Origin of the sequence: Roseburia sp. OM04-10BH (genome assembly GCF_003462605.1) — a bacterium.
GTDB lineage: Bacteria > Bacillota > Clostridia > Lachnospirales > Lachnospiraceae > Roseburia_C > Roseburia_C amylophila.
The window spans coordinates 167,738-188,114 of the sequence record NZ_QTZI01000002.1; the positions used below are offsets into that span (position 1 = coordinate 167,738).

General features: G+C 42.5%; 17 protein-coding genes. 1 reads left to right on the top strand and 16 read right to left on the bottom strand.

Going from position 1 to position 20,377, the window contains the following annotated elements; translation table 11 throughout:
• Positions 1 to 28: 28 nt before the first annotated feature.
• The 9 genes from sufU to gap form a co-directional block, all read right to left on the bottom strand.
• Positions 29 to 457, bottom strand: coding sequence for a Fe-S cluster assembly sulfur transfer protein SufU (gene sufU, locus DXB43_RS03200; protein ID WP_022242397.1), 429 nt, complete (start codon positions 455 to 457; stop codon positions 29 to 31).
• Positions 447 to 1,658 carry an aminotransferase class V-fold PLP-dependent enzyme gene (locus tag DXB43_RS03205; protein WP_117946744.1) on the bottom strand — a complete coding sequence of 404 codons (1,212 nt, stop codon included), beginning with the start codon at positions 1,656 to 1,658 and terminating at the stop codon, positions 447 to 449. The genes sufU and DXB43_RS03205 overlap by 11 nt, the downstream gene beginning before the upstream one ends.
• Position 1,659: 1 nt before the next feature.
• Positions 1,660 to 2,736 (bottom strand): SufB/SufD family protein, encoded by a 1,077-nt coding sequence (locus tag DXB43_RS03210; RefSeq protein ID WP_117946746.1) that lies wholly within the window; start codon positions 2,734 to 2,736, stop codon positions 1,660 to 1,662.
• 21 nt (positions 2,737 to 2,757) lie between these two features.
• A complete protein-coding gene (gene sufB, locus DXB43_RS03215) occupies positions 2,758 to 4,164 on the bottom strand; it encodes a Fe-S cluster assembly protein SufB (protein WP_117840781.1) in 1,407 nt (468 codons plus the stop codon).
• 12 nt (positions 4,165 to 4,176) lie between these two features.
• Positions 4,177 to 4,920: a Fe-S cluster assembly ATPase SufC gene (gene sufC / locus DXB43_RS03220; RefSeq protein ID WP_117946748.1), complete on the bottom strand. Its 744-nt coding sequence runs from the start codon at positions 4,918 to 4,920 to the stop codon at positions 4,177 to 4,179.
• A gap of 17 nt (positions 4,921 to 4,937) precedes the next feature.
• A complete protein-coding gene (locus DXB43_RS03225) occupies positions 4,938 to 5,378 on the bottom strand; it encodes an RrF2 family transcriptional regulator (RefSeq protein WP_117696912.1) in 441 nt (146 codons plus the stop codon).
• A gap of 204 nt (positions 5,379 to 5,582) precedes the next feature.
• Positions 5,583 to 6,335, bottom strand: coding sequence for a triose-phosphate isomerase (gene tpiA, locus DXB43_RS15370; RefSeq protein ID WP_022242403.1), 753 nt, complete (start codon positions 6,333 to 6,335; stop codon positions 5,583 to 5,585).
• Between the two features lie 66 nt (positions 6,336 to 6,401).
• Positions 6,402 to 7,613, bottom strand: coding sequence for a phosphoglycerate kinase (locus DXB43_RS15375; protein ID WP_022242404.1), 1,212 nt, complete (start codon positions 7,611 to 7,613; stop codon positions 6,402 to 6,404).
• Positions 7,614 to 7,794: 181 nt separating this feature from the next.
• Complete coding sequence (gene gap / locus DXB43_RS03240) at positions 7,795 to 8,811, bottom strand: type I glyceraldehyde-3-phosphate dehydrogenase (protein WP_022242405.1); 1,017 nt, start codon at positions 8,809 to 8,811, stop codon at positions 7,795 to 7,797.
• 850 nt (positions 8,812 to 9,661) lie between these two features.
• Between gap and DXB43_RS03245 the strand changes: the two genes are divergently transcribed.
• Positions 9,662 to 10,474 carry a histidinol-phosphatase HisJ family protein gene (locus DXB43_RS03245; RefSeq protein ID WP_117946750.1) on the top strand — a complete coding sequence of 271 codons (813 nt, stop codon included), beginning with the start codon at positions 9,662 to 9,664 and terminating at the stop codon, positions 10,472 to 10,474.
• A gap of 205 nt (positions 10,475 to 10,679) precedes the next feature.
• On the opposite strand, the gene DXB43_RS03250 is transcribed toward DXB43_RS03245, so the two are convergent.
• The 7 genes from DXB43_RS03250 to DXB43_RS03280 form a co-directional block, all read right to left on the bottom strand.
• A complete protein-coding gene (locus tag DXB43_RS03250; RefSeq protein ID WP_117946752.1) occupies positions 10,680 to 11,504 on the bottom strand; it encodes an HAD family hydrolase in 825 nt (274 codons plus the stop codon).
• The gene (gene ptsP / locus DXB43_RS03255) at positions 11,504 to 13,117 is read right to left on the bottom strand and encodes a phosphoenolpyruvate--protein phosphotransferase (protein WP_117946854.1); all 1,614 of its coding nucleotides are present in this window, start codon (positions 13,115 to 13,117) and stop codon (positions 11,504 to 11,506) included. Before ptsP ends, DXB43_RS03250 begins: the two co-directional genes overlap by 1 nt.
• Before the next feature lie 19 nt (positions 13,118 to 13,136).
• The gene (locus DXB43_RS03260) at positions 13,137 to 14,573 is read right to left on the bottom strand and encodes a glycoside hydrolase family 1 protein (protein ID WP_022242409.1); all 1,437 of its coding nucleotides are present in this window, start codon (positions 14,571 to 14,573) and stop codon (positions 13,137 to 13,139) included.
• Positions 14,574 to 14,746: 173 nt separating this feature from the next.
• Positions 14,747 to 16,687 (bottom strand): beta-glucoside-specific PTS transporter subunit IIABC, encoded by a 1,941-nt coding sequence (locus tag DXB43_RS03265; RefSeq protein WP_117946754.1) that lies wholly within the window; start codon positions 16,685 to 16,687, stop codon positions 14,747 to 14,749.
• A gap of 297 nt (positions 16,688 to 16,984) precedes the next feature.
• On the bottom strand, positions 16,985 to 17,821 hold the full coding sequence (licT, locus tag DXB43_RS03270) for a BglG family transcription antiterminator LicT (RefSeq protein WP_022242411.1): 837 nt from the start codon (positions 17,819 to 17,821) through the stop codon (positions 16,985 to 16,987).
• A 229-nt stretch (positions 17,822 to 18,050) separates the two neighbouring features.
• The gene (mnmA, locus tag DXB43_RS03275; RefSeq protein ID WP_022242412.1) at positions 18,051 to 19,130 is read right to left on the bottom strand and encodes a tRNA 2-thiouridine(34) synthase MnmA; all 1,080 of its coding nucleotides are present in this window, start codon (positions 19,128 to 19,130) and stop codon (positions 18,051 to 18,053) included.
• 68 nt (positions 19,131 to 19,198) lie between these two features.
• Complete coding sequence (locus tag DXB43_RS03280; RefSeq protein ID WP_117946756.1) at positions 19,199 to 20,365, bottom strand: cysteine desulfurase family protein; 1,167 nt, start codon at positions 20,363 to 20,365, stop codon at positions 19,199 to 19,201.
• Positions 20,366 to 20,377 lie beyond the last annotated feature (12 nt).

The window sequence follows — 20,377 nt, forward strand, 5'->3', positions numbered from 1 at the left end:
CCTTATTTTGCAAGCGTATTCTGTTATATCAAACCTCATCATTTAACATTTCTTCTAAGGTATGCCAGCCTAATACAGCGCACTTTACTCTTGCCGGCATATGGGAAATATCCTTTAATGCCGAAGCTTCTTCCAGCTCGTCAATCTCTTCATCCGAAGCTTCTCCTTTTATCATTTTTAAGAATAATTCTCCTAAATGCAGCGCTTCCTCTTTCTTCTTTCCGACAATCATGCCCAGCATAATATCGGCAGATGCCTGGGAAATAGCACAGCCATCTCCTACAAATGCACCGTCTACGATTTCATCGCCATCTAATTTTAACTTCAAAAAAATATCATCCCCGCAGTTTGGATTCACGCCCTCTAATACCAAGTCGGCATCCGGAAGGTCATGCTTGAACTCCGGGTGAATATTGTGTTCGGTAAGGATTTCATTATAAAAACTTCTACTCTCCATATCCCATTCTCCTTCTGACTCCTGCTACGCTTTTTACCAGCGCATCGACTTCTTCTTCTGTATTGTAGAACATCAGGCTTGCTCTTGTAGCGGAGCGGACGCCCAGATACTCTAACAATGGCTGTGCACAATGATGACCTGCCCGGACAGCCACACCATCGGATTCCAATACCGCACTGACATCATGCGGATGCACGTCTTCAATGGTAAATGTCAGGATTCCGGTATGTTCTTCTGCCAGTTCCGAACCCAGCACATGAACCTTTGGAATTGCTTTCAGTCCTTCCAAGGCTCTTTTCGTAAGTGTAAGTTCCCGCTCCTGCATGGTTTCAAAACCGATTTTGTTAATATAATCAATGGCGGCAGCCAGTCCCACTGCGCCTGCTGCATTGACGGTTCCTGCCTCAAACTTATGCGGAAGCTCTGCATATTTTGCACCGTCTCTTGTTACAGAATCTATCATTTCTCCGCCGGTAAGGAATGGTGGCATTGCCTTTAAAAGTTTTTTCTTTCCATATAAGACACCGATTCCCATCGGTCCCATTAACTTGTGACCGGAAAATGCCAGAAAATCCACATCCAGCTTCTGCACATCAATCGGCATATGTGGGGAGCTCTGGGCGGCATCCAGCACGACTACCGCATTGCTCTTTCTTGCTCTTCGCACAATTTCCTCTACCGGAGTCGGACGTCCCAGCACATTGGACACCTGTGTGATTGCCACCAGTCTTGTTTTATCAGAAAAAGCTTCGTCTAACTTTGCTTCGCTTAAACTACCGTCCTTTTCACATTCCAGATAAATAAGCTTTGCGCCGGTCTGTCTTGCCACCATCTGCCACGGCAGCATATTGCTGTGATGTTCCATAATGGAAACCACAATTTCGTCCTCCGGACAAAGATTATTTAAGCCATAGCTGTACGCTACTAAATTCAGGCCCTCTGTGGTATTTCTGGTAAATATAATTTCTGTCTCAGATGCAGCATGGATAAACTGCTGAACTGTTTTTCTCGCTGCCTCATAGGCATCGGTTGCTTCCAGGCTCAAAGGATAGAATCCACGCATCGGATTGGCATTATGTTTTTCATAAAATTCCTTTTCCGCTTCAATGACGCATGCCGGCTTCTGTGCGGTTGCTGCATTGTCAAGATAGATAACATCCCGGTCTTTAAAAAGAGGAAAATCCTTCTTAAAATTGTACATCCTAAATCACCTCTTCCAGCGCTTCCTTCGCAATTTTTTCTGCTGCTTCATCCTTCATCAAATCACAGATATGCTCCAATTTTGCACCTGTCACAATACGTTCTGCAGCTTCTTTATCAATACCTCTTGCTCCAAAATAGAACATGGTATCTTCATCTAATTCTCCAATGGTTGCTCCGTGATTTCCCTTTACGTCTTCCTGTGCACATAAAATCAGCGGAATGGTCTTATTTTCCACATCATCACCCAGCAGAAGTACGCTTTCCTCTTCCTGTCCTTCTGCGCCGGAGGAACCACGTTTAAAATCAATGGTTCCGCGGAAAACTTTATGTGCCTGTCCGCGAAGAGCTCCGTCAGAATTAATATAGCTCATGGTTTTCTCGCCAAAATGATTGGCTACCATATTATAGTCTAAAATCTGCTGTGCCTGGCCAAGATATCCGGTCTCTGTGGCAAACTTACTTTCTTTTCCATTCAAATCCATGCGGCATCCGGAATAGAGATTTCCTTTTCCAAGGAACAACTGGATATATTCCACCTTTGCTCCTTCGCCAATTAAATTGCCGCCTATATCACTTAATAAAGTCTCATGCTCCTGCGGCATCTGAACCTGAACTAATCTTACAGATGCACCGCTCTCGACTTTCATTCTGACACGGACTGCCAGAGATGCTTCTGCGGTACTGTCTTCCTCTTTTGTGGCATCCGGAGCCACACGGCTGTCCATCACAACAGTAAGTGTACTGTTTTCTTTTGCAACTATCTCTACACAGCCTGCCGTATGTGCATCTTTTTTGCCGGAAATGTGCAGTCTTACGGTTTTATCCTGTCCTGCATTATCTGCAAGAATCTGATATTTTGCAGTATTTTCTGTTGCAAAGATTGCATCTGCTTCTCTTCCGGCACCGGTTTCAATGTCCGAAAGCTGCTCTGTTTCAGTAGCTACTGCATCTCCCTCTGCTGCAATCTCACAAGGTTCTATCTTATTGCTCCATTTTATCGGAGTTTCATTTACCTTCAGCCAGTTCCAGGTAGGAGAAGGCAATTCATTGATTTTCATACTTACATTTTGTTCCATGCTCTTTCCACATCCCTTCTGCTATCCTATGCTGCCCTTCATCTCAAGGCGAATCAAATTGTTCATTTCCAATGCGTACTCTAAAGGCAGTTCCTTGGAAACATTATCCGCAAATCCGCTGACGATGCAGGCTCTTGCGTCCTCTTCGCTCATGCCTCTTGACATCAGATAAAAAATTGCTTCATCACTGATGCTTCCAATCTGGGCTTCATGTCCCACATTAGCATCCTTGGTACGGATGTCCATTGCCGGAATGGTATCGGAACGGGACTCAGAATCTAACATCAGAGACTGACAGGATACTGCTGACTTCGTGCCTTTCGCTTCCTTCGTTACCACAACGGAACTACGGAAAGTACTGATACCACCATCCTTGGAAATGGAACGGGTATTCATATAGGAGCTGGTGTCCGGTGCGCAGTGTACCACTTTGGCTCCGGTATCAAGGTTCTGTCCTTTTCCTGCAAAAGTTACACCGGTAAATTCCATGCGGGCGCCCTTTCCTTTTAAGACACTCATCGGATACAGATAAGATACATGGGAACCGAAGGAACCGGATACCCATTCAATGGTTCCGCCCTCTTCTACCAGTGCCCGCTTGGTATTTAAGTTATACATATTCTTTGACCAGTTCTCGATGGTGGAATAACGAAGTTTTGCATTCTTGCCAACATACAATTCCACGCATCCTGCATGCAGATTGGCTACGTTATATTTTGGTGCGGAACATCCTTCGATGAAATGAAGGGATGCTCCCTCATCTACGATAATCAGTGTGTGTTCAAACTGTCCGGCACCTTTGGCATTCAGTCTGAAATAGGACTGCAGTGGAATCTCTACGTCCACACCCTTGGGCACATAAACGAAAGAACCGCCGGACCAGACTGCACCGTGCAGTGCTGCAAATTTGTGGTCATTTGGTTTTACCAGCTTCATAAAGTGCTTCTGTATCATATCTGCATATTCGCCATGCATTGCACTTTCCAAATCCGTATAAATAACGCCCTGTGCGGCAACTTCTTCTCTTACATTATGATAAACCAGTTCGGAATCATACTGTGCGCCAACACCTGCCAGTGACTTTCTTTCTGCCTGTGGGATTCCAAGACGCTCAAAGGTATCTTTAATGTCCTTTGGCACCTCAGACCATTTTCCCTTCATCTTTGTGTTCGGGCGGACATAGGTTACGATATGCTCCATGTCCAGTCCTTCAATCGATGGTCCCCAGTCTGGCACTTCCATTTCATTGTAAATCTGTAAAGACTGTAAACGGAAATTCTGCATCCAGACGGGGTCATTTTTCTCTTTTGATATCTGCTCTACGATTTCAGGAGTAAGACCTTCTTTCAGCTTATAAGCATCCTTCTCATCGTCCCGGATATCATATATGCTTCTGTCGATATCTTCTACATAGCTTTTCTCTTCCATTCCTTACACTCCTTACTCGTATTTTGCAAAACCATTCTCGTTTACTTCATTAATCAAGGATGCATCTGCGGTCTTAACAATGTGTCCTTCCACCATGATGTGTGTGAAATCTACGTGTAATGCCTCTAAAATCTTGGTGCTGTGTGTAATAATCAAAAGGCTTCCCTCACTGCTCTTCTGGTATTCTTTGATTCCTTTTGATACGGTTCTTACCGCATCTACATCCAGTCCGGAATCGGTTTCATCCAGAATCGCAAGCTCCGGTTTTAACATCAGCATCTGCAGGATTTCAGCTTTCTTCTTTTCGCCGCCGGAAAATCCTACATTCAAATCACGTTCTGCATAAGACGGATCCATCTGTAAAAGTTCCATTTTCTCTGCCAGTTCTTTCTTAAAATCATAGAAACGGACTCTCTTTCCAGTCTTCTGTTCCAATGCACTACGGATAAAGGAACTTAAGGTAACGCCCGGTACTTCCAGTGGGTTCTGGAAAGATAAGAACATGCCGCTCTTTGCGCGTTCATTCACCGGCTCTCCGGTAATATTTTTTCCCTGGAAAAAGATTTCTCCGCTCTCTACCTGATAACGTGGATTACCAACCAGTGTATAACCCAGTGTAGATTTACCGGTTCCGTTTGGTCCCATCAGTACATGTGTCTCATGTCTTCCTATTTCAAGATTTACGTCATGTAAAATATGTTTTTCTTCTACACTGACGTTCAGATTTTTAACCTCTAAAAGTAATTCTTTGCTCATTTTTCTTCCTCCTGCATCTATTGTTTCTTCTTCGCTGCTTTCTTCTCCGCTTCCTGCTTCGACTGCAGAACATCCGCCAGCGTCATTTCATCAAAATATTTATCTATCAAATCTGCCAGTCCCTTCCAGATTGGAAGTGTACAGCAGGAATCTGATTTCTCACATGGCTCCTGGTCTTCTCTCAAGCAGGATACCGGTGCAAGCGTTCCTTCTGTCAGCCGCAGGATATCACCAACCCTGTATTCTTCCGGTTTCCGCTTCAGACGATAACCGCCCTTCTTGCCGCTGACTCCTTCTATCATATGTCCCTTGGAAAGAATGGCCGAAATACTCTCTAAATATTTCTGGGAAATATTCAATTTCTCGGCAATTCCTTTTAACGGAATATATTCTTCCGCATCATGCTCCGCCAGCTCGACCATGACCTTTAATGCATACCTTCCTTTGGTTGAAATCATGCTCTGCATTCCTCCTTTTCTGGTTCATTCGCATCATATACCTATTCGCCTACTATGTCAATGGGTGAATCAGTTTTCGTTTGTTCTTTTCGGGGAACAAAAAAAACGCCACCAAATGCATTTCACCGGTAAATACTACCAATGTCATAATGCATTTCGTGACGTTTCTTATTTCTTATGAAAATATTCTATTTTCCGAAAAGCTTATTTATTGTAATTTACAATTTTTCCGAAGTCAGCCTTTAAGGAAGCTCCTCCTACCAGACCACCATCGATATCAGCTTTTGCGAACAGCTCTGCTGCATTTCCTGCATTTACAGATCCACCGTACTGGATACGGATAGACTCAGCTGTTGCTTCATCATATACTTCACGGATGCAGGCACGGATTGCGCCACAAACTTCTTCTGCCTGATCAGAAGTAGCTGTTTCACCGGTTCCGATTGCCCAGATTGGCTCGTAAGCAATAACTGCTGTTGCAGCCTGCTCTGCTGTTACGTTCTGGAATGCAATCTTAATCTGCATACGGATCCAGTCAAGGTAAATACCCTGTTTTCTCTGTGTTAAAGTCTCTCCACAGCAGATGATTGGTGTAATACCATGTTCGAAAGCTTTTAATACTTTCTTATTTACAGTCTCATCTGTCTCTGCGAAGTATTCTCTTCTCTCAGAATGTCCTAATACAACGTATTTTACGCCAGCGTCTGTAAGCATTGCCGGAGAGATTTCTCCTGTGTATGCTCCGCTCTCTTCAAAATACATGTTCTCTGCACCGATGCAGATGTTAGAACCTTTTGCTGCTTCCATTGCTGGAATAATATCAATTGCTGGTACGCAGAATACTACATCTACGTCTTCGTTTGCTACTAATGGTTTTAATTCATTTACCAGTGCAACTGCCTCGCTAGGAGTTTTGTTCATTTTCCAGTTGCCGGCAATAATTTTTTTTCTTGCCATTTTAAAATGTCCTTCTTTCTTAAATATATAAGCTTTTGCCTGCATACAGGCATGTGCTTTGATTACTTATTTATCATTTGCTGCTGCAACGCCTGGAAGCTCTTTACCCTCTAAGAACTCTAAGGATGCTCCACCACCTGTTGAGATGTGGCTCATCTTGTCACCGAATCCAAGCTGGTTAACTGCTGCTGCAGAATCTCCACCACCGATGATGGTTGTTGCATCTGTATCAGCTAAAGCTTTTGCTACAGCGATAGTACCTGCTGCAAGAGTTGGGTTCTCGAATACACCCATAGGTCCGTTCCAAACAACAGTCTTAGCAGTCTTAACAGCATCTGCGAAAAGTGTCTGTGTCTTAGGTCCGATATCACAGCCTTCTCTGTCTGCCGGCATCTTGTCTGCATCATAAGTTTCTACTTCAACTGGAGCATCGATAGGATTTGGGAAATCTTTGATCGTTACAGCATCTACCGGAAGAAGAAGTTTCTTTCCAAGTTTCTCTGCCTTTGCCATCATTTCTTTACAATAGTCGATCTTAGTATCATCTACTAAAGAGATTCCGATTTCATATCCTTTTGCTTTTAAGAATGTGTAAGCCATACCACCACCGATGATTAAGGTATCACATTTCTCAAGTAAGTTGTTGATTACATTTAATTTATCAGCAACTTTTGCACCACCAAGAATTGCAACGAATGGTCTTACCGGATTCTCTACTGCATTTCCAAGGAAGTCGATTTCTTTCTGCATTAAGTATCCAACTACTGCAGTGTCAACTAACTGTGCAACACCTACGTTAGAACAATGTGCTCTGTGAGCTGTTCCGAATGCATCATTTACAAATACATCACAGATAGAAGCAAGGTCTTTAGAGAAAGCTTCTCCGTTCTTTGTCTCTTCTGGTCTGAAACGTGTATTCTCAAGTAAGATAACATCGCCATCGTTCATAGCTGCTACTGCTGCTCTTACGTTCTCACCAACAACTTCAGGGTCAACAACAAATTTAACTTCCTGTCCTAATAACTCTGTAAGTCTTGCTGCTACTGGTGCAAGAGTTTTGGTCTGTTTATCTTCTTCTGTTTTTACTTTTCCTAAATGGGAGCAAAGGATAACCTTTCCACCATCAGCGATTAATTTCTTGATTGTAGGAAGAGCTGCAACCAGACGGTTCTCGTCTGTAATCTTTCCTTCTTTTAATGGTACGTTGAAATCACATCTGCAAAGAACGCGAAGTCCTTTTACATTAATATCATCTATAGATTTTTTATTTAATGACATATTAAGTAGTCTCCTTTAAATTTTATTTCTAATAGCAAGAAAGAGCCCGGTCCTAAAAGACCGGACCCTTTTCCTGAGTCTTATCTGCACTCTGGCAGCCTGTCGCTTAAAAAAGTAGTCTACCGTGCAGTGATTGTTCGTTAAACTACGGGAAACACGCTTTGCGGGTTTCTCTCGTAAATTATGCTAACTCGCTGAAGTATTTGATTGTACGAACCATCTGAGATGTGTAGCTGTTCTCGTTATCATACCAAGAAACAACCTGTACTTCGTACAGATCATCAGATACCTGGTTAACCATGGTCTGTGTTGCATCGAACAGAGAACCGAATCTCATTCCAACGATATCAGAAGATACGATTTCGTCTTCGTTGTATCCGAAGGACTCGTTAGCTGCTGCTTTCATAGCTGCATTGATATCTTCTTTTGTAACGCCAGCTTTCTTAACAACTGCTGTTAAGATTGTTGTAGATCCTGTAGGGGTTGGAACACGCTGAGCAGATCCGATTAATTTTCCGTTCAGTTCTGGGATAACAAGTCCTATAGCTTTTGCTGCACCAGTGCTGTTTGGAACGATGTTAACTGCTGCTGCACGAGATCTTCTTAAATCACCTTTTCTCTGTGGTCCATCAAGAGTCATCTGATCACCTGTGTAAGCATGGATTGTTACCATGATACCAGACTGGATTGGAGCATATTTATTTAATGCATCAGCCATAGGTGCTAAGCAGTTTGTTGTACAAGAAGCTGCTGAAATGATTGTATCAGATGCTTTTAATGTCTCATGGTTTGTGTTGTATACGATTGTAGGAAGGTCATTACCTGCTGGAGCAGAAATAACAACTTTACGAGCACCTGCATTGATGTGTGCCTGTGCTTTTTCTTTGCTTGTATAGAAACCTGAACACTCTAATACAACGTCAACTTTTAATTCACCCCATGGGCAGTTGTTTGCATCTGGGAATGCATAGATTTTGATTTCTTTTCCACATACGATGATAGAATCATCTGTGCAGGATACTTCATCAGCATGCTCATATTTACCCTGAGAAGAATCATATTTTAACAAGTGTGCTAACATTTTAGGGCTTGTTAAATCGTTGATTGCTACTACTTCGTATCCTTCAGCACCAAACATCTGTCTGAATGCCAGACGACCAATACGGCCGAATCCATTAATTGCTACTCTTACTGCCATTATTAATTCCTCCTAGAAATTTAATATAAAATATCTTTATTTGGGATTGTACCCAATCTGGTATTATTCTAACCAATTTTTGTCGAAAGTTCAAGTAGTTCCCATCACTTTGTTAATTTTTTCACTATTTTTATTTCTTCTTTCTCATTTTCAAACAAATGTTACAATAGCTTTTCCATTTTTCATACTGTCTTTTGACAGATTGTCAAATTTCTATTATAGTATTCTGTGTATTATATACAAAGATTTTACTATACTTGTGAAAATGTAACATTTTTCTTAGTAGAAATGTGTAAACACCGGGTAAGGTTTGTGCAATATGTAGGCGAAAGGAATGGGAAAGCTTCTTCCCGAAAACACTGGAACAGTTATGATGTGAGAATCCGCAGCACTTCACGGGCAGTATTTTTCTTGAAATTAGGCTGTCTTTCCGGCTGCTTTGACCGTATACTGCTTTTGTCTGCCAGCAGCGGATACCACACTTTGTCTGAAGGGACTCTAAGAATTCCTGCAAAGATATTTGATTTGCGGCAACCGGCACAAATTCATATCCATATTCAGATTGTGCCTCGCTGGTACATCCATGTACCAGCGTTGCCGGGTTGCAAAGGGAATTCTAAGAGTCCCTAACAGACGCTGTTCACGGTATCCGCACGCCGGCAGACAAAATGCAGTATACGGTCAAACATTGGAAAGACTGCTTATTATAAAAGAAAGAAAAATACTGCCGGTAGAAGTGCCGGATTCTTGCATACAAGCGTCCCGGTGCTTTTGGGAAGAAACTTTCTCATCCAGTTTCCCACCTGCACAACCTTACCCGCCATACACCACCCACAGAAAGGAGTACACTATGCTTTGGGACACACATATGCACACTGCTTTTTCTACCGACAGTGAGACCTCACCGGAATCCATGATTAAAGCCTCTATCGAACTGGGACTTGGCGGAATCTGCATTACCGACCATATGGATTATGATTATCCAAAAGAACATCCGGAGGATGAACCGGAATTTATCTTAGACACTCCGGTCTACTTCCCAACTATCCAGAAGCTGGGACAGCAATACAAAGATAAAATAAAAGTGCTGACCGGCATTGAGCTTGGATTGCAGCCTCATCTTGCAGCGAAACATCAGGAACTGATAAGCCGGTATGACTTTGATTTTGTCATCGGCTCTTCCCATGTAATCCACGGCAAAGACCCTTACTACTCCCGCTTTTTTGAAGGAAAAACCGAACAGCAGGCTTATCTGGAATATTTTAAATCTATCCTGGAAAATCTTGCGGTATTTGATCATTTTGATGTATATGGACATATCGATTATGTGGTACGCTACGGTCCAAACCGGAACCTTGAATATTCTTATCAGAAATATGCCGATGTCATTGATGCGATTTTAGAAAAGCTCATTGATATGGGAAAAGGAATTGAAATCAATACCGGTGGTTTCAAATATGGTCTGGGACATCCGAATCCAACAGAAGATATTATAAAACGTTATCACGAACTAGGCGGTGAAATCATTACCATCGGTGCCGACGCCCACAAACCGGAGCATGTTGCATTTGATTTTGCAAAAGTACCGGACATTTTAAAGGCAGCGGGCTTTCAGTATTTTACTGTATTCGAAAAGAGAAAACCGGCTTTTCTTCCGTTGTAAACTATGGGAATCACGCTTTACGAATTTCTCTTCTTATTGCGGTGTTCACCAAATCTGTATGCAGGCATGCGATTTTTCCTGTGTATGCAAAAGTAACGGCGCGGTTCGTCAACTGCGGAAACAACATAAATACAGTAAAGGGCACTTATCATGTCTCCTAAGTTGACAAACCACGCCGCCTTTTTCTATCATAAGAAAATTGTTTTTACTTCAAATCCTCCCCCAACAGATGCAGCCGTTCGAATGCATGATACAGTCCGTCTTCATCAATCTTATCTGTAACCATATCCGCATACTGTTTTACTGCCGGAATCGCATTTCCCATTGCCACTCCTGTTCCTGCAAATTGCAGCATTTCCACATCATTTGGTCCATCACCAAAAGCAATGGTATCTTCCCTGCCTATCTTTAACTCATCCATAAGCCGCTGCATTCCGGTTGCCTTGTTGACTCCCATCTTCGTCATTTCACCGGACATCTGACGATCCTTGCCAAAGCTTGCTCCGGTTATCTTGATATAATTTCCGACTTCCTTCTGCATCACATCCACCGGAATATCGGCATCAAAATACATTCCACTTTCAAGAGCCGGCATCTGTTCCGGATGTTCAACAAGCGTCATCCCGTTTAGAGCACCGTCAATATCAAGTCCAAGCCGCATACAGCGTTCTCTCATTTTCTTTGCATTCTCTTCATCCACATAACGTCCATTGATTCCCTGCAGCATAAAGCATGCACCGTGCTCCTTCAGCACCTCTACCATATCCTGCACCTTATCATTTGCCAGAACGCTATGGTAAATCACCTTATCATTTGCAGACACATAAGCACCTGCCGAAGCCACAATGGCATCAAATCCAAATTCTAAAAGCCATGGATACACATTCGTTACAGTTCTTCCGGTACATAACGAAATCAGATGTCCCCGCTTTCTGGCAATGCTTAATGCTTCCCTGGCAGATTCCGGCATGTGCATGGTGAAATCCACCAGAGTTCCGTCTACATCCAAAAAAATCAGTTTACGGCTCATTATTCTGCATCCCGAATCGCTTTTCGAACCGGAAGAACACAGCCAGGAGAAACAGATAATTCATCTACCCCCATCTCTAAGAAACGCTGGGTCAAAGTTGTATCTGCCCCAAGTTCTCCACATATTCCTGCCCAGATGCCTGCCTTGTGTGCATTTTCCACGGTCATCTGAATCAGCCGGAGCACTGCTTCATGATGCGGATTATAGAAGCTGTCAAGCTTTGCATTCTGACGGTCAATTGCCAGTGTATACTGGGTCAGGTCGTTGGTTCCGATACTGAAGAAATCAACCTCTTTTGCCAGTTCATCACTCATTACTGCTGCTGCAGGAGTTTCAATCATGATACCCTGCTCCACATTTCCAAAAGGAATCCCTTCCTTTGTAAGTTCTTCTTTCACTTCTTCTGAAATTGCTTTAATCTTACGCACTTCATCTACCGAAATAATCATCGGATACATAATTGCAATATTTCCGTAATTGCTTGCGCGGAATAAAGCACGAAGCTGGGTCTTAAAAATTTCCGGCTGGGTCAGGCAGATCCGGATGGCACGATATCCCATTGCCGGATTGTCTTCTTTGTCGAGGTTAAAATAGTCCACCTGCTTATCGGCTCCGATATCCAGGGTTCGGATAATAACCTTCTTTCCTGCCATGGTCTCTGCGACCTGCTTATAAGCTACAAACTGTTCTTCTTCTGTTGGGAAGGTATCTTTTTCAAGATAAAGAAATTCACTACGGAAAAGTCCGATTCCACCGGCATCATTTTTAAGTACTGCCGCTAAGTCAGAGACATTTCCGATGTTGGCATACAGATTGATTTTCTGACCACTCTTTGTCACATTTTCTTTTCCCTTTAAAGTCAGCAGTAATTCCTTCTGTTTTGCATCCTCTTCTGCTTTTTTCTTATATTCTGCCAAAGTTGCTTCATCCGGTTCAATGATAAGAGTTCCGGTATAGCCATCCACAATTGCCTGTTTTCCGTTCCACTCTTCCTTGATTTCCACACCAATCAGTGCCGGGATGCCCATAGTTCTTGCTAAAATTGCAGTATGTGAATTCGTAGAGCCCAGCTGTGTTACAAATGCCAGCAGCTTACTTTTATCCATCTGTACGGTTTCACTCGGAGCTAAATCCTTTGCTACGATAATAACCGGCTCATCTCCAAGGTCGCTTCCCATATCATTTCCACATAATACATTGATGACACGCTCAGAAATATCCTTCATATCAATGGAACGGGCTTTGAAATACTCGTCATCCATATTTGCAAATACTTCTGCAAAGTTATCTCCGGTAACACCTACCGCATACTCTGCATTTACGCTCTGACTCTCAATAAGATTGTGAACGGAATCATTATAATCTCCATCCTCTAACATCATGGCATGCACATCAAAAATCTGTGCATTTACTTCACCCACTTCTTTTAATGCTTTCTTGTAAAGCTTGTGGAGCTGTTCAATTGCAGTCTGCTTTGCTGCTTCATAGCGGGCAATCTCTGCTGCCGGGTCTTCTATTCTCTTTCTTACCACCTGATTTTCAGCTTTTAAAAGGAGTTTTACCTTTCCAATTGCAATACCGCTGAATACCTTTTTTCCATTAAACTTTTCCATAGTCCATACCTTCTTTCTTTTATAAGTTTTCTCCATTTGAAGCAATTACTTCTTTATACCAGTCGAAGGATTTTTTCTTTCTTCTTGCAAGAGTTCCGGTTCCATCATCATATTTTTCTACATAGATGAAGCCATATCTCTTTGCCATTTCTCCGGTGGATGCACTTACTAAATCAATGCAGCCCCATGGTGTATATCCCATCAGGTCAACGCCATCTTTTACCGCTTCTTTCATCTCTTTGATATGATCCCGCAGATAGTCGATACGGTAATCATCCTGAATGCTTCCATCTTCTTCTAATTTGTCATAAGCACCAAGGCCATTTTCTACTACCATAACCGGAATCTGATAACGGTCATAAATTTCATTTAAGGAATAATGTAAGCCCTGTGGGTCAATCTGCCAGCCCCAGTCACTTGCCTTAAGATATGGATTCTTAAGACCGGCAATCAGGTTTCCATCCGTCTGCTCGCCATTTGGATCTTTCGATACACAACTACTCATATAATAGCTGAGGGTATAGAAATCCACACAGCCTTCCCGCAGAATTTCTTCATCGCCCGGTTCCATTTTAACATGAATATTATTTTCTTCAAAATACCGCTCCATATACGCCGGATATTCTCCTCTTACCTGCACATCGGAACAGAACCAGTTCATAATCCGCATTTCCTTCTGTGTTGCTAACACATCCTCCGGATTGCAGGTAAATGGATACTTGGTCATAAAGACATTCATATCACCGATAAGATATTCTGGATATTTTTCATGTGCTAATTTTACTGCTTTTGCGCTGGCAACAAACTGATGATGCAATGCCTGGAAACGAACCTTCGGGTCATCCGGAATCTCTGTAATTTTTCCCTCATAGCCTTTTACAGTTCCAAGGGAAAGCAGGTTGCCAAGCGGTGTGGTTCCGCCATTGATTTCATTGAAGGTCAGCCAGTATTTTACTTTGCCCTGATATCTTTCGAAAATTGCCTTGCAGTAATTTAAAAAATAATCAATACATTCTCTGGCTTCCCAGCCATTGTATTTTTCAATCAGTGCATATGGCATTTCATAATGGGAAATGGTTACCAGCGGCTCAATGCCATATTTTAAACACTCATCAAATACTTTATCGTAGAATGCCAGTCCTGCTTCGTTTGGTTCATTCTCCATTCCGGTCGGGAAAATTCTTGTCCATGCAATGGATAAACGGAATACTTTAAATCCCATTTCTGCAAATAATGCAATATCCTCTTTGTAATGATGATAGAAATCAATTGCTTCGTGGCTCGGATAGAGATATTCCGGATGAATGGTTCTTGTTACCTTTTTCGGCTCGGTATGGGAACCATTCGTACACATATCAGAAACAGATGCTCCTTTTCCATCTACATCCCATGCTCCCTCAAACTGATTGGCTGCGGTTGCACCGCCCCAGAGAAAATCTTTACGAAATGTCTTCATTGCTTTTTCCTCCTGCTTCTTATTATTTTTATTTGTAAAAATTTATAATTTCTGTTTTTATATTTTTCTTTTCTCATTCTGCCCTGCAATAAGGCTTCTGATTTTGTTGGATAGAGCACGAGCCCTTTATCAGAGCCCGCACCCTTAGGTATAAAAAACTATGGAAAACTAATTTATAAAACGGTAATCAATGCGTCCAACGCTGCAACTTTCTTTGCATCTGTCGGAACTACATCCGCATAATCTGCTGTGTTGCTGATGATAACCGGAGTCAGAACGGAATATCCTGCTCCTGTAATCTTTGCAATATCAAATTCCAATAAAAGGTCACCTTTCTTTACTTTGGCTCCCTGTGCTACCTTCGGTGTAAATCCTTCTCCATCTAATTTCACGGTATCCATGCCCACATGAATCAGGATTTCTGCTCCGCCATCGGATACTATTCCAATGGCATGACCGGTTGGGAAGAAGGTTACTACTTCGCCATCACATGGTGCATATAATTTGCCTTCGGACGGGAGAATAGCAACACCCTGACCTAATGCTCCGCTTGAAAATGCTTCATCTTCTACTTCTTCCAAGGCTTTTACTTCTCCGGTAAGAGGAGATGCAATTACCTGGTTTGCTGCGGTTTTTGTGCCTTTCTTTTCTATTTTTGCTTCATCATTCTTTGGAGCATCATCATGATAGGTAATGTAAGTTGCTACGAATGCAACTACCATAGCTACTGCCATACCGATTAATACCCAGATCAAACTGTAAACGCTCTTTGACTCACCATCGATGAATGCCGGAAGTCCGAAGAATCCAAGACCACCCATCATATAAGTTTTAACTCCGGCAAATCCTATGATTCCACCACCAATAGCGGATGCAATACAGGAAATTACGAATGGTTTTTTCTTTGGAAGTGTAATACCATAAATACATGGCTCTGTTACACCAAAGAGTCCTGAGATAAACGCCGGTAATGCAATATTTCTAAGTTTCTTATCTTTTGTCTTTAATACAATTGCCAGTACAACCATGGACTGCGCAAAAGATGCTGCGAAATATGGAGAAAGGATGAAGTCATATCCTAAAGTTCCATAATTAATCATTGCCAGTGGAACAAGTCCCCAATGTAATCCGAAGATTACCAGTACCTGCCAGAATGCTCCGACTAAGATACCTGCTACAAGACCTCCTACAACCGGAAGGTTATAGATTGCTCCGAAAATAATACCGATAATGTTGCAAAGGAAAGTAGATACTGGTCCGATTACCAGATAGGTAAGTGGAACCATTACTGCCAAAGTTACAACCGGAACGATAAATGTTTTAATAACGTCCGGAATTACTTTCTTTAATCTCTTTTCCAGCCAGGCAGCACAAGCCACTGCAATAACAATTGGTACTACCGAAGAAGTATAACCACTGGATGGCATAATAACAGGAATTCCAAAAAAGGTTGTATAATAATTCATTTCAAAGGAAGTTCCTGCAAACAGGGAACCTATCAGTTCTCCTGAAGTCAGATTAACCAGTGCCGGATAGGTAAGTGATATACCAAGTGCCATTCCGATAAATTCATTCATCTTAAATTTCTTTGCTGCAGTATATCCTAAGATAATCGGCAGGAAATAGAAGAATCCGTCTCCAATGGAATACCAGAGCTGATATGCTCCGCTTGTGGTAACATCAATTCCTGACTGACTTGCGATAAAAGACCACAGTGCCAAAAGACCTTTGATAATACCTGCTGCACAAAGCACACCAAGGAATGGCTGGAATACACCGGAAATCAAATCAATGAGTCTTGCACCAAGCCCCATCTTCTCTCCGCCGTCTTCTGCATCCTCGGAAACAGCTCCGTTTCCGGCCAGATGTGCATGTTCACAAACCACATCATAGACATCCGGTACATGATTTCCGATTACTATCTGATACTGTCCGCCGGATTTCATTACTGTCACAATTCCTTCCGTTGCTTTTAATACTTCGGTGTTAGCCTTGGACTCGTCTTTTAATTTAAAACGAAGTCTGGTAACACAGTGCGCAAGGCTTATGATATTCTCCCTGCCGCCTACGTTCTGGATAATAATTCTTGCCAGTCCATCATACTTACTTGCCATAACAATCCCTCCATTTTTATTTTTTATAGCATGTTCATTTTTATCTAAAACACTCCTGTGTTTTATTCATTTTGTTAAAAACAACGAATGTGCCTTGGCACATTCTCGCGCCTGCGGCGGTCGCTTGCGACATCTACCTTATACGCCGCAGTGTGCATCCTCGCGGAGCGTTTTTTAATTTACAGGAAAGCAATTTCCTGTAAATTAAAAAAGCCCAAACAAATAAAACTCTTCCTATGAGTCTTATTCGTCTGGGTTTTGCCGTCTTAACGTAACAATCCCTTGCCGAAAGGGTATTTACTTATTCATACTGTGAATCACACGATGAATGTGTACTGCCAGATAGGAAATCTCTACATCCGAGACTTCATAATCAAGCTTCTTCTTCATGTAACTCTTTATCTTCTGTGCACATTCGTAGGAACGCGGGAAACGATCCGCAATCAACTGGTCAAATTCTTCATCATTACGTTCACTGTCTTCCCGACTGATTACCCGCTGTACAAAGAATCTTAAATGCGTTACAAAACGCTCATAGGACAGGCTCTTTTCATCCAATTCCACCTGAAAGGTATATCTGACTATATTGAGTATATCCTTTATCATTGCCGGCATGTTCCTGGACTGATTCATCTGACCGCCCATCTGTGCATTTACCAGATGCATCGCAATAAATCCAGCTTCATCCTCCGGCAGCTCCACGTCTAGTTCCTGTTTTACAATATCTAAGGCTTTCAATCCCACCTGAAATTCTGCATTGTAGAATTTCTTCATCTCCCAGGAAAGCTCATTCGCAACAACGATGCCCTGCTGCTTTCTCTCTATGGCGTATCCCAAGTGGTCTGTTAATGTCACATAAATATTTTTACTTAAATGATAACCTAATGTTTCTCTGGCATATGCGATAACCAGCTCGGCTGTCCGGATATATTCATACGGCATGTCCTTTACCACCTGCATGAACTGGCTGGTACTTTCGTCCGGAAGGGAGAATACTTTTTCTATCTTTGTCTCATCTATTTCTTCTCCAGCTTTCTTTCCGAAGCCTATGCCCTTTCCCATAACGATGATTTCTTTACCTTTATCGTCCTCGGAACTGATTACATTATTGTTAATTACTTTGATAATCTGCATTACGTTTCACCTGTTTATGATATAAAAAAGCTGCATTACACTCTAAATAATCCGACCTAACAATTATCTTAAAGTGCAATCCAGTCTTGCCTATCTCTAGTAACAATCCGGTTTGCGTCCCTGCTTATTACATTACAAATGTACTATATTTTATCAGAAACGTCAAGTCCGGAATGTAAACTTCGTATATAATATATAATTTTATCATTTCATTTTTGTGCACAATTCACTATTTTCCTATAATGATTCCACCGCCTGCGACAAATTCCCCATCATAAAATACCACCGCCTGACCCGGTGTCACAGCACGGACCGGTTCTTCAAAATGACAGCGGATCCTGCCCTCTCCGATATTTTCCACGGTACACATGGCTCCTGCATGTCCATAACGGATTTTACCTAAGAGACGTCTGCCATCAAAATCGGTAAGTCCCATATAATTGACATGGTCTGCAACCAGTGTATCCGTAAATACATCCTCTGGCGAACCTACCACTACTTCATTGGTTTCCGGTCTGATCTCTGTTACAAAAATCCGTTTGCCATATGGTATATTCAAGCCACGGCGCTGTCCTACGGTATAGTGGGTAATTCCTTTGTGCCGTCCGATAATTTCACCATCTTTTGTCACAAAGTTTCCCTCTCCCGGAACTGCATCTCCAACCTCACGGTCAATAAAACCTGCATAGTCATTATCCGGGATAAAGCAGATTTCCTGGCTGTCTCTCTTATGAGCCACCGGAAGTCCCACCTCTTCTGCAATTTTGCGGATTTCATCTTTATGATAAGCACCTACCGGCATCAATGTATGGGATAACTGCTCCTGTGTCAGGTTATATAATGCATAGGTCTGATCCTTGGCTGCTGTTACAGATTTTGCCACTGCGAAACGTCCGTTGTCACATTTTGCAATTCTTGCATAATGTCCGGTTGCAATATAATCTGCTCCGATGCTTAAGCTTCTGGCAAGAAGTGACTCCCATTTCACATAACGGTTACAGGCAATACATGGATTCGGCGTTCTTCCTGCCAAATATTCTGCCACAAAATAATCCATTACATACTGTTTAAATTCCTGCTTAAAGTTCATCACATAATAGGGTATTTCCAACCGGTCAGCCACTCTTCTGGCATCATCCACGGCACTTAGGCCACAGCAGCCACCATTTTCCTGCTGCTGTGTCTCTTCCTCATCCTGCCAGATCTGCATGGTTACACCAATCACATCATAGCCCTGTTCCTTTAAAAGATATGCCGCAACGGAAGAATCCACTCCGCCGGACATTCCAACTACTACTTTTTCCTTCATATATTTAATCCTATCCTACAGGCAAATTTTTAGCTGCACTCACAGTTTACCCACACTGTCAGCATCCGTCAAGTGAATTTTACGGTTTCCTTCTGTCCCCTTAGGATTGTGACATTCTTTTTGATGCAGGCAGTCACATAATCAATCTGCTCTGCCGTAATTTTTTCATTTAAAGTAAGCCGCAATGCTCCCCTTGCAATTTCCGGCGGTACACCGATGGCTGTTAACACATGGGATGGCTCATGTTCTCCGGAAGAACACGCTGAACCTGCCGATGCACAGATTCCATCCATATCCAGCATAACCAAAAGATTCCCACCTTCTAACTCATCAAAACAAAAGTCCACATTATTCGGAAGGCGGTTGTTCCATTCCCCATTCAGCCTTACCTTCGGCACCTGCTTTAATACTGAATAAATCAAGTAATCCCGCATCCTTGTCTCGATTTCCATCCGCTCTTTTAAGCTTTCCATTGCCATGGCTGCCGCTTTTCCCATGCCTACAATTCCCGGCACATTCTCAGTTCCCGCCCGGACACCGCTTTCCTGGCCTCCTCCATGGATAAAAGGAGGTATCCTCTTTTTCTTTCGCACATATAAAAATCCGGTTCCCTTAGGTCCGTTGAATTTATGTGCGCTGGCACTCATCATATCAATATTCATTCTGTTGACATCAATGGGAATATGTCCATATGCCTGTACGGCATCCGTATGAAAACAGATTCCATATCTCCTGGCAAGCATACCGATTCTTGCTATAGGTTCTATGGTGCCAATTTCATTATTTGCCATCATAACAGAAATCAATATGGTATCCGGCCGGATTGCCCGCCGCACCTGCTCCAAGGAAACCGTTCCCTTGTCATCTACCGGAAGGTAAGTAATCTCATAACCATTCTGTTCCAGATATCCGCAGGTTCTTAAAATGGCATGATGCTCTATTTTCGTGGTAATGATATGCCGGCCTCGCATAACCATACTTTCTGCGGTACATTTCAATGCCCAGTTATCAGATTCACTTCCTCCGGCTGTGAAATATATTTCCTCCGGCTGCGCCCCGATGCTCTGCGCAATGATATGCCGGCTTTCTTCTATGGCATCATGACTTTTTTGCCCCAGATCATACAGGGCAGATGGGTTTCCATAACGACGCTCATAAAAGGGCAGCATTGCTTCGATTACTTCCGGTGCTGTCGGTGTTGTTGCTGCATTATCAAGATAAATCATTTTCTTCATGCTTCTTTCCCT

Coding starts and splice junctions, on each gene's coding strand:
- sufU (WP_022242397.1), bottom strand. CDS start 457: ATGGAGAGTAGAAGTTTTTATAATGAAATCCTTACCGAACACAATATT.
- DXB43_RS03205 (WP_117946744.1), bottom strand. CDS start 1,658: ATGTACAATTTTAAGAAGGATTTTCCTCTTTTTAAAGACCGGGATGTT.
- DXB43_RS03210 (WP_117946746.1), bottom strand. CDS start 2,736: ATGGAACAAAATGTAAGTATGAAAATCAATGAATTGCCTTCTCCTACC.
- sufB (WP_117840781.1), bottom strand. CDS start 4,164: ATGGAAGAGAAAAGCTATGTAGAAGATATCGACAGAAGCATATATGAT.
- sufC (WP_117946748.1), bottom strand. CDS start 4,920: ATGAGCAAAGAATTACTTTTAGAGGTTAAAAATCTGAACGTCAGTGTA.
- DXB43_RS03225 (WP_117696912.1), bottom strand. CDS start 5,378: ATGATTTCAACCAAAGGAAGGTATGCATTAAAGGTCATGGTCGAGCTG.
- tpiA (WP_022242403.1), bottom strand. CDS start 6,335: ATGGCAAGAAAAAAAATTATTGCCGGCAACTGGAAAATGAACAAAACT.
- DXB43_RS15375 (WP_022242404.1), bottom strand. CDS start 7,613: ATGTCATTAAATAAAAAATCTATAGATGATATTAATGTAAAAGGACTT.
- gap (WP_022242405.1), bottom strand. CDS start 8,811: ATGGCAGTAAGAGTAGCAATTAATGGATTCGGCCGTATTGGTCGTCTG.
- DXB43_RS03245 (WP_117946750.1), top strand. CDS start 9,662: ATGCTTTGGGACACACATATGCACACTGCTTTTTCTACCGACAGTGAG.
- DXB43_RS03250 (WP_117946752.1), bottom strand. CDS start 11,504: ATGAGCCGTAAACTGATTTTTTTGGATGTAGACGGAACTCTGGTGGAT.
- ptsP (WP_117946854.1), bottom strand. CDS start 13,117: ATGGAAAAGTTTAATGGAAAAAAGGTATTCAGCGGTATTGCAATTGGA.
- DXB43_RS03260 (WP_022242409.1), bottom strand. CDS start 14,573: ATGAAGACATTTCGTAAAGATTTTCTCTGGGGCGGTGCAACCGCAGCC.
- DXB43_RS03265 (WP_117946754.1), bottom strand. CDS start 16,687: ATGGCAAGTAAGTATGATGGACTGGCAAGAATTATTATCCAGAACGTA.
- licT (WP_022242411.1), bottom strand. CDS start 17,821: ATGCAGATTATCAAAGTAATTAACAATAATGTAATCAGTTCCGAGGAC.
- mnmA (WP_022242412.1), bottom strand. CDS start 19,130: ATGAAGGAAAAAGTAGTAGTTGGAATGTCCGGCGGAGTGGATTCTTCC.
- DXB43_RS03280 (WP_117946756.1), bottom strand. CDS start 20,365: ATGAAGAAAATGATTTATCTTGATAATGCAGCAACAACACCGACAGCA.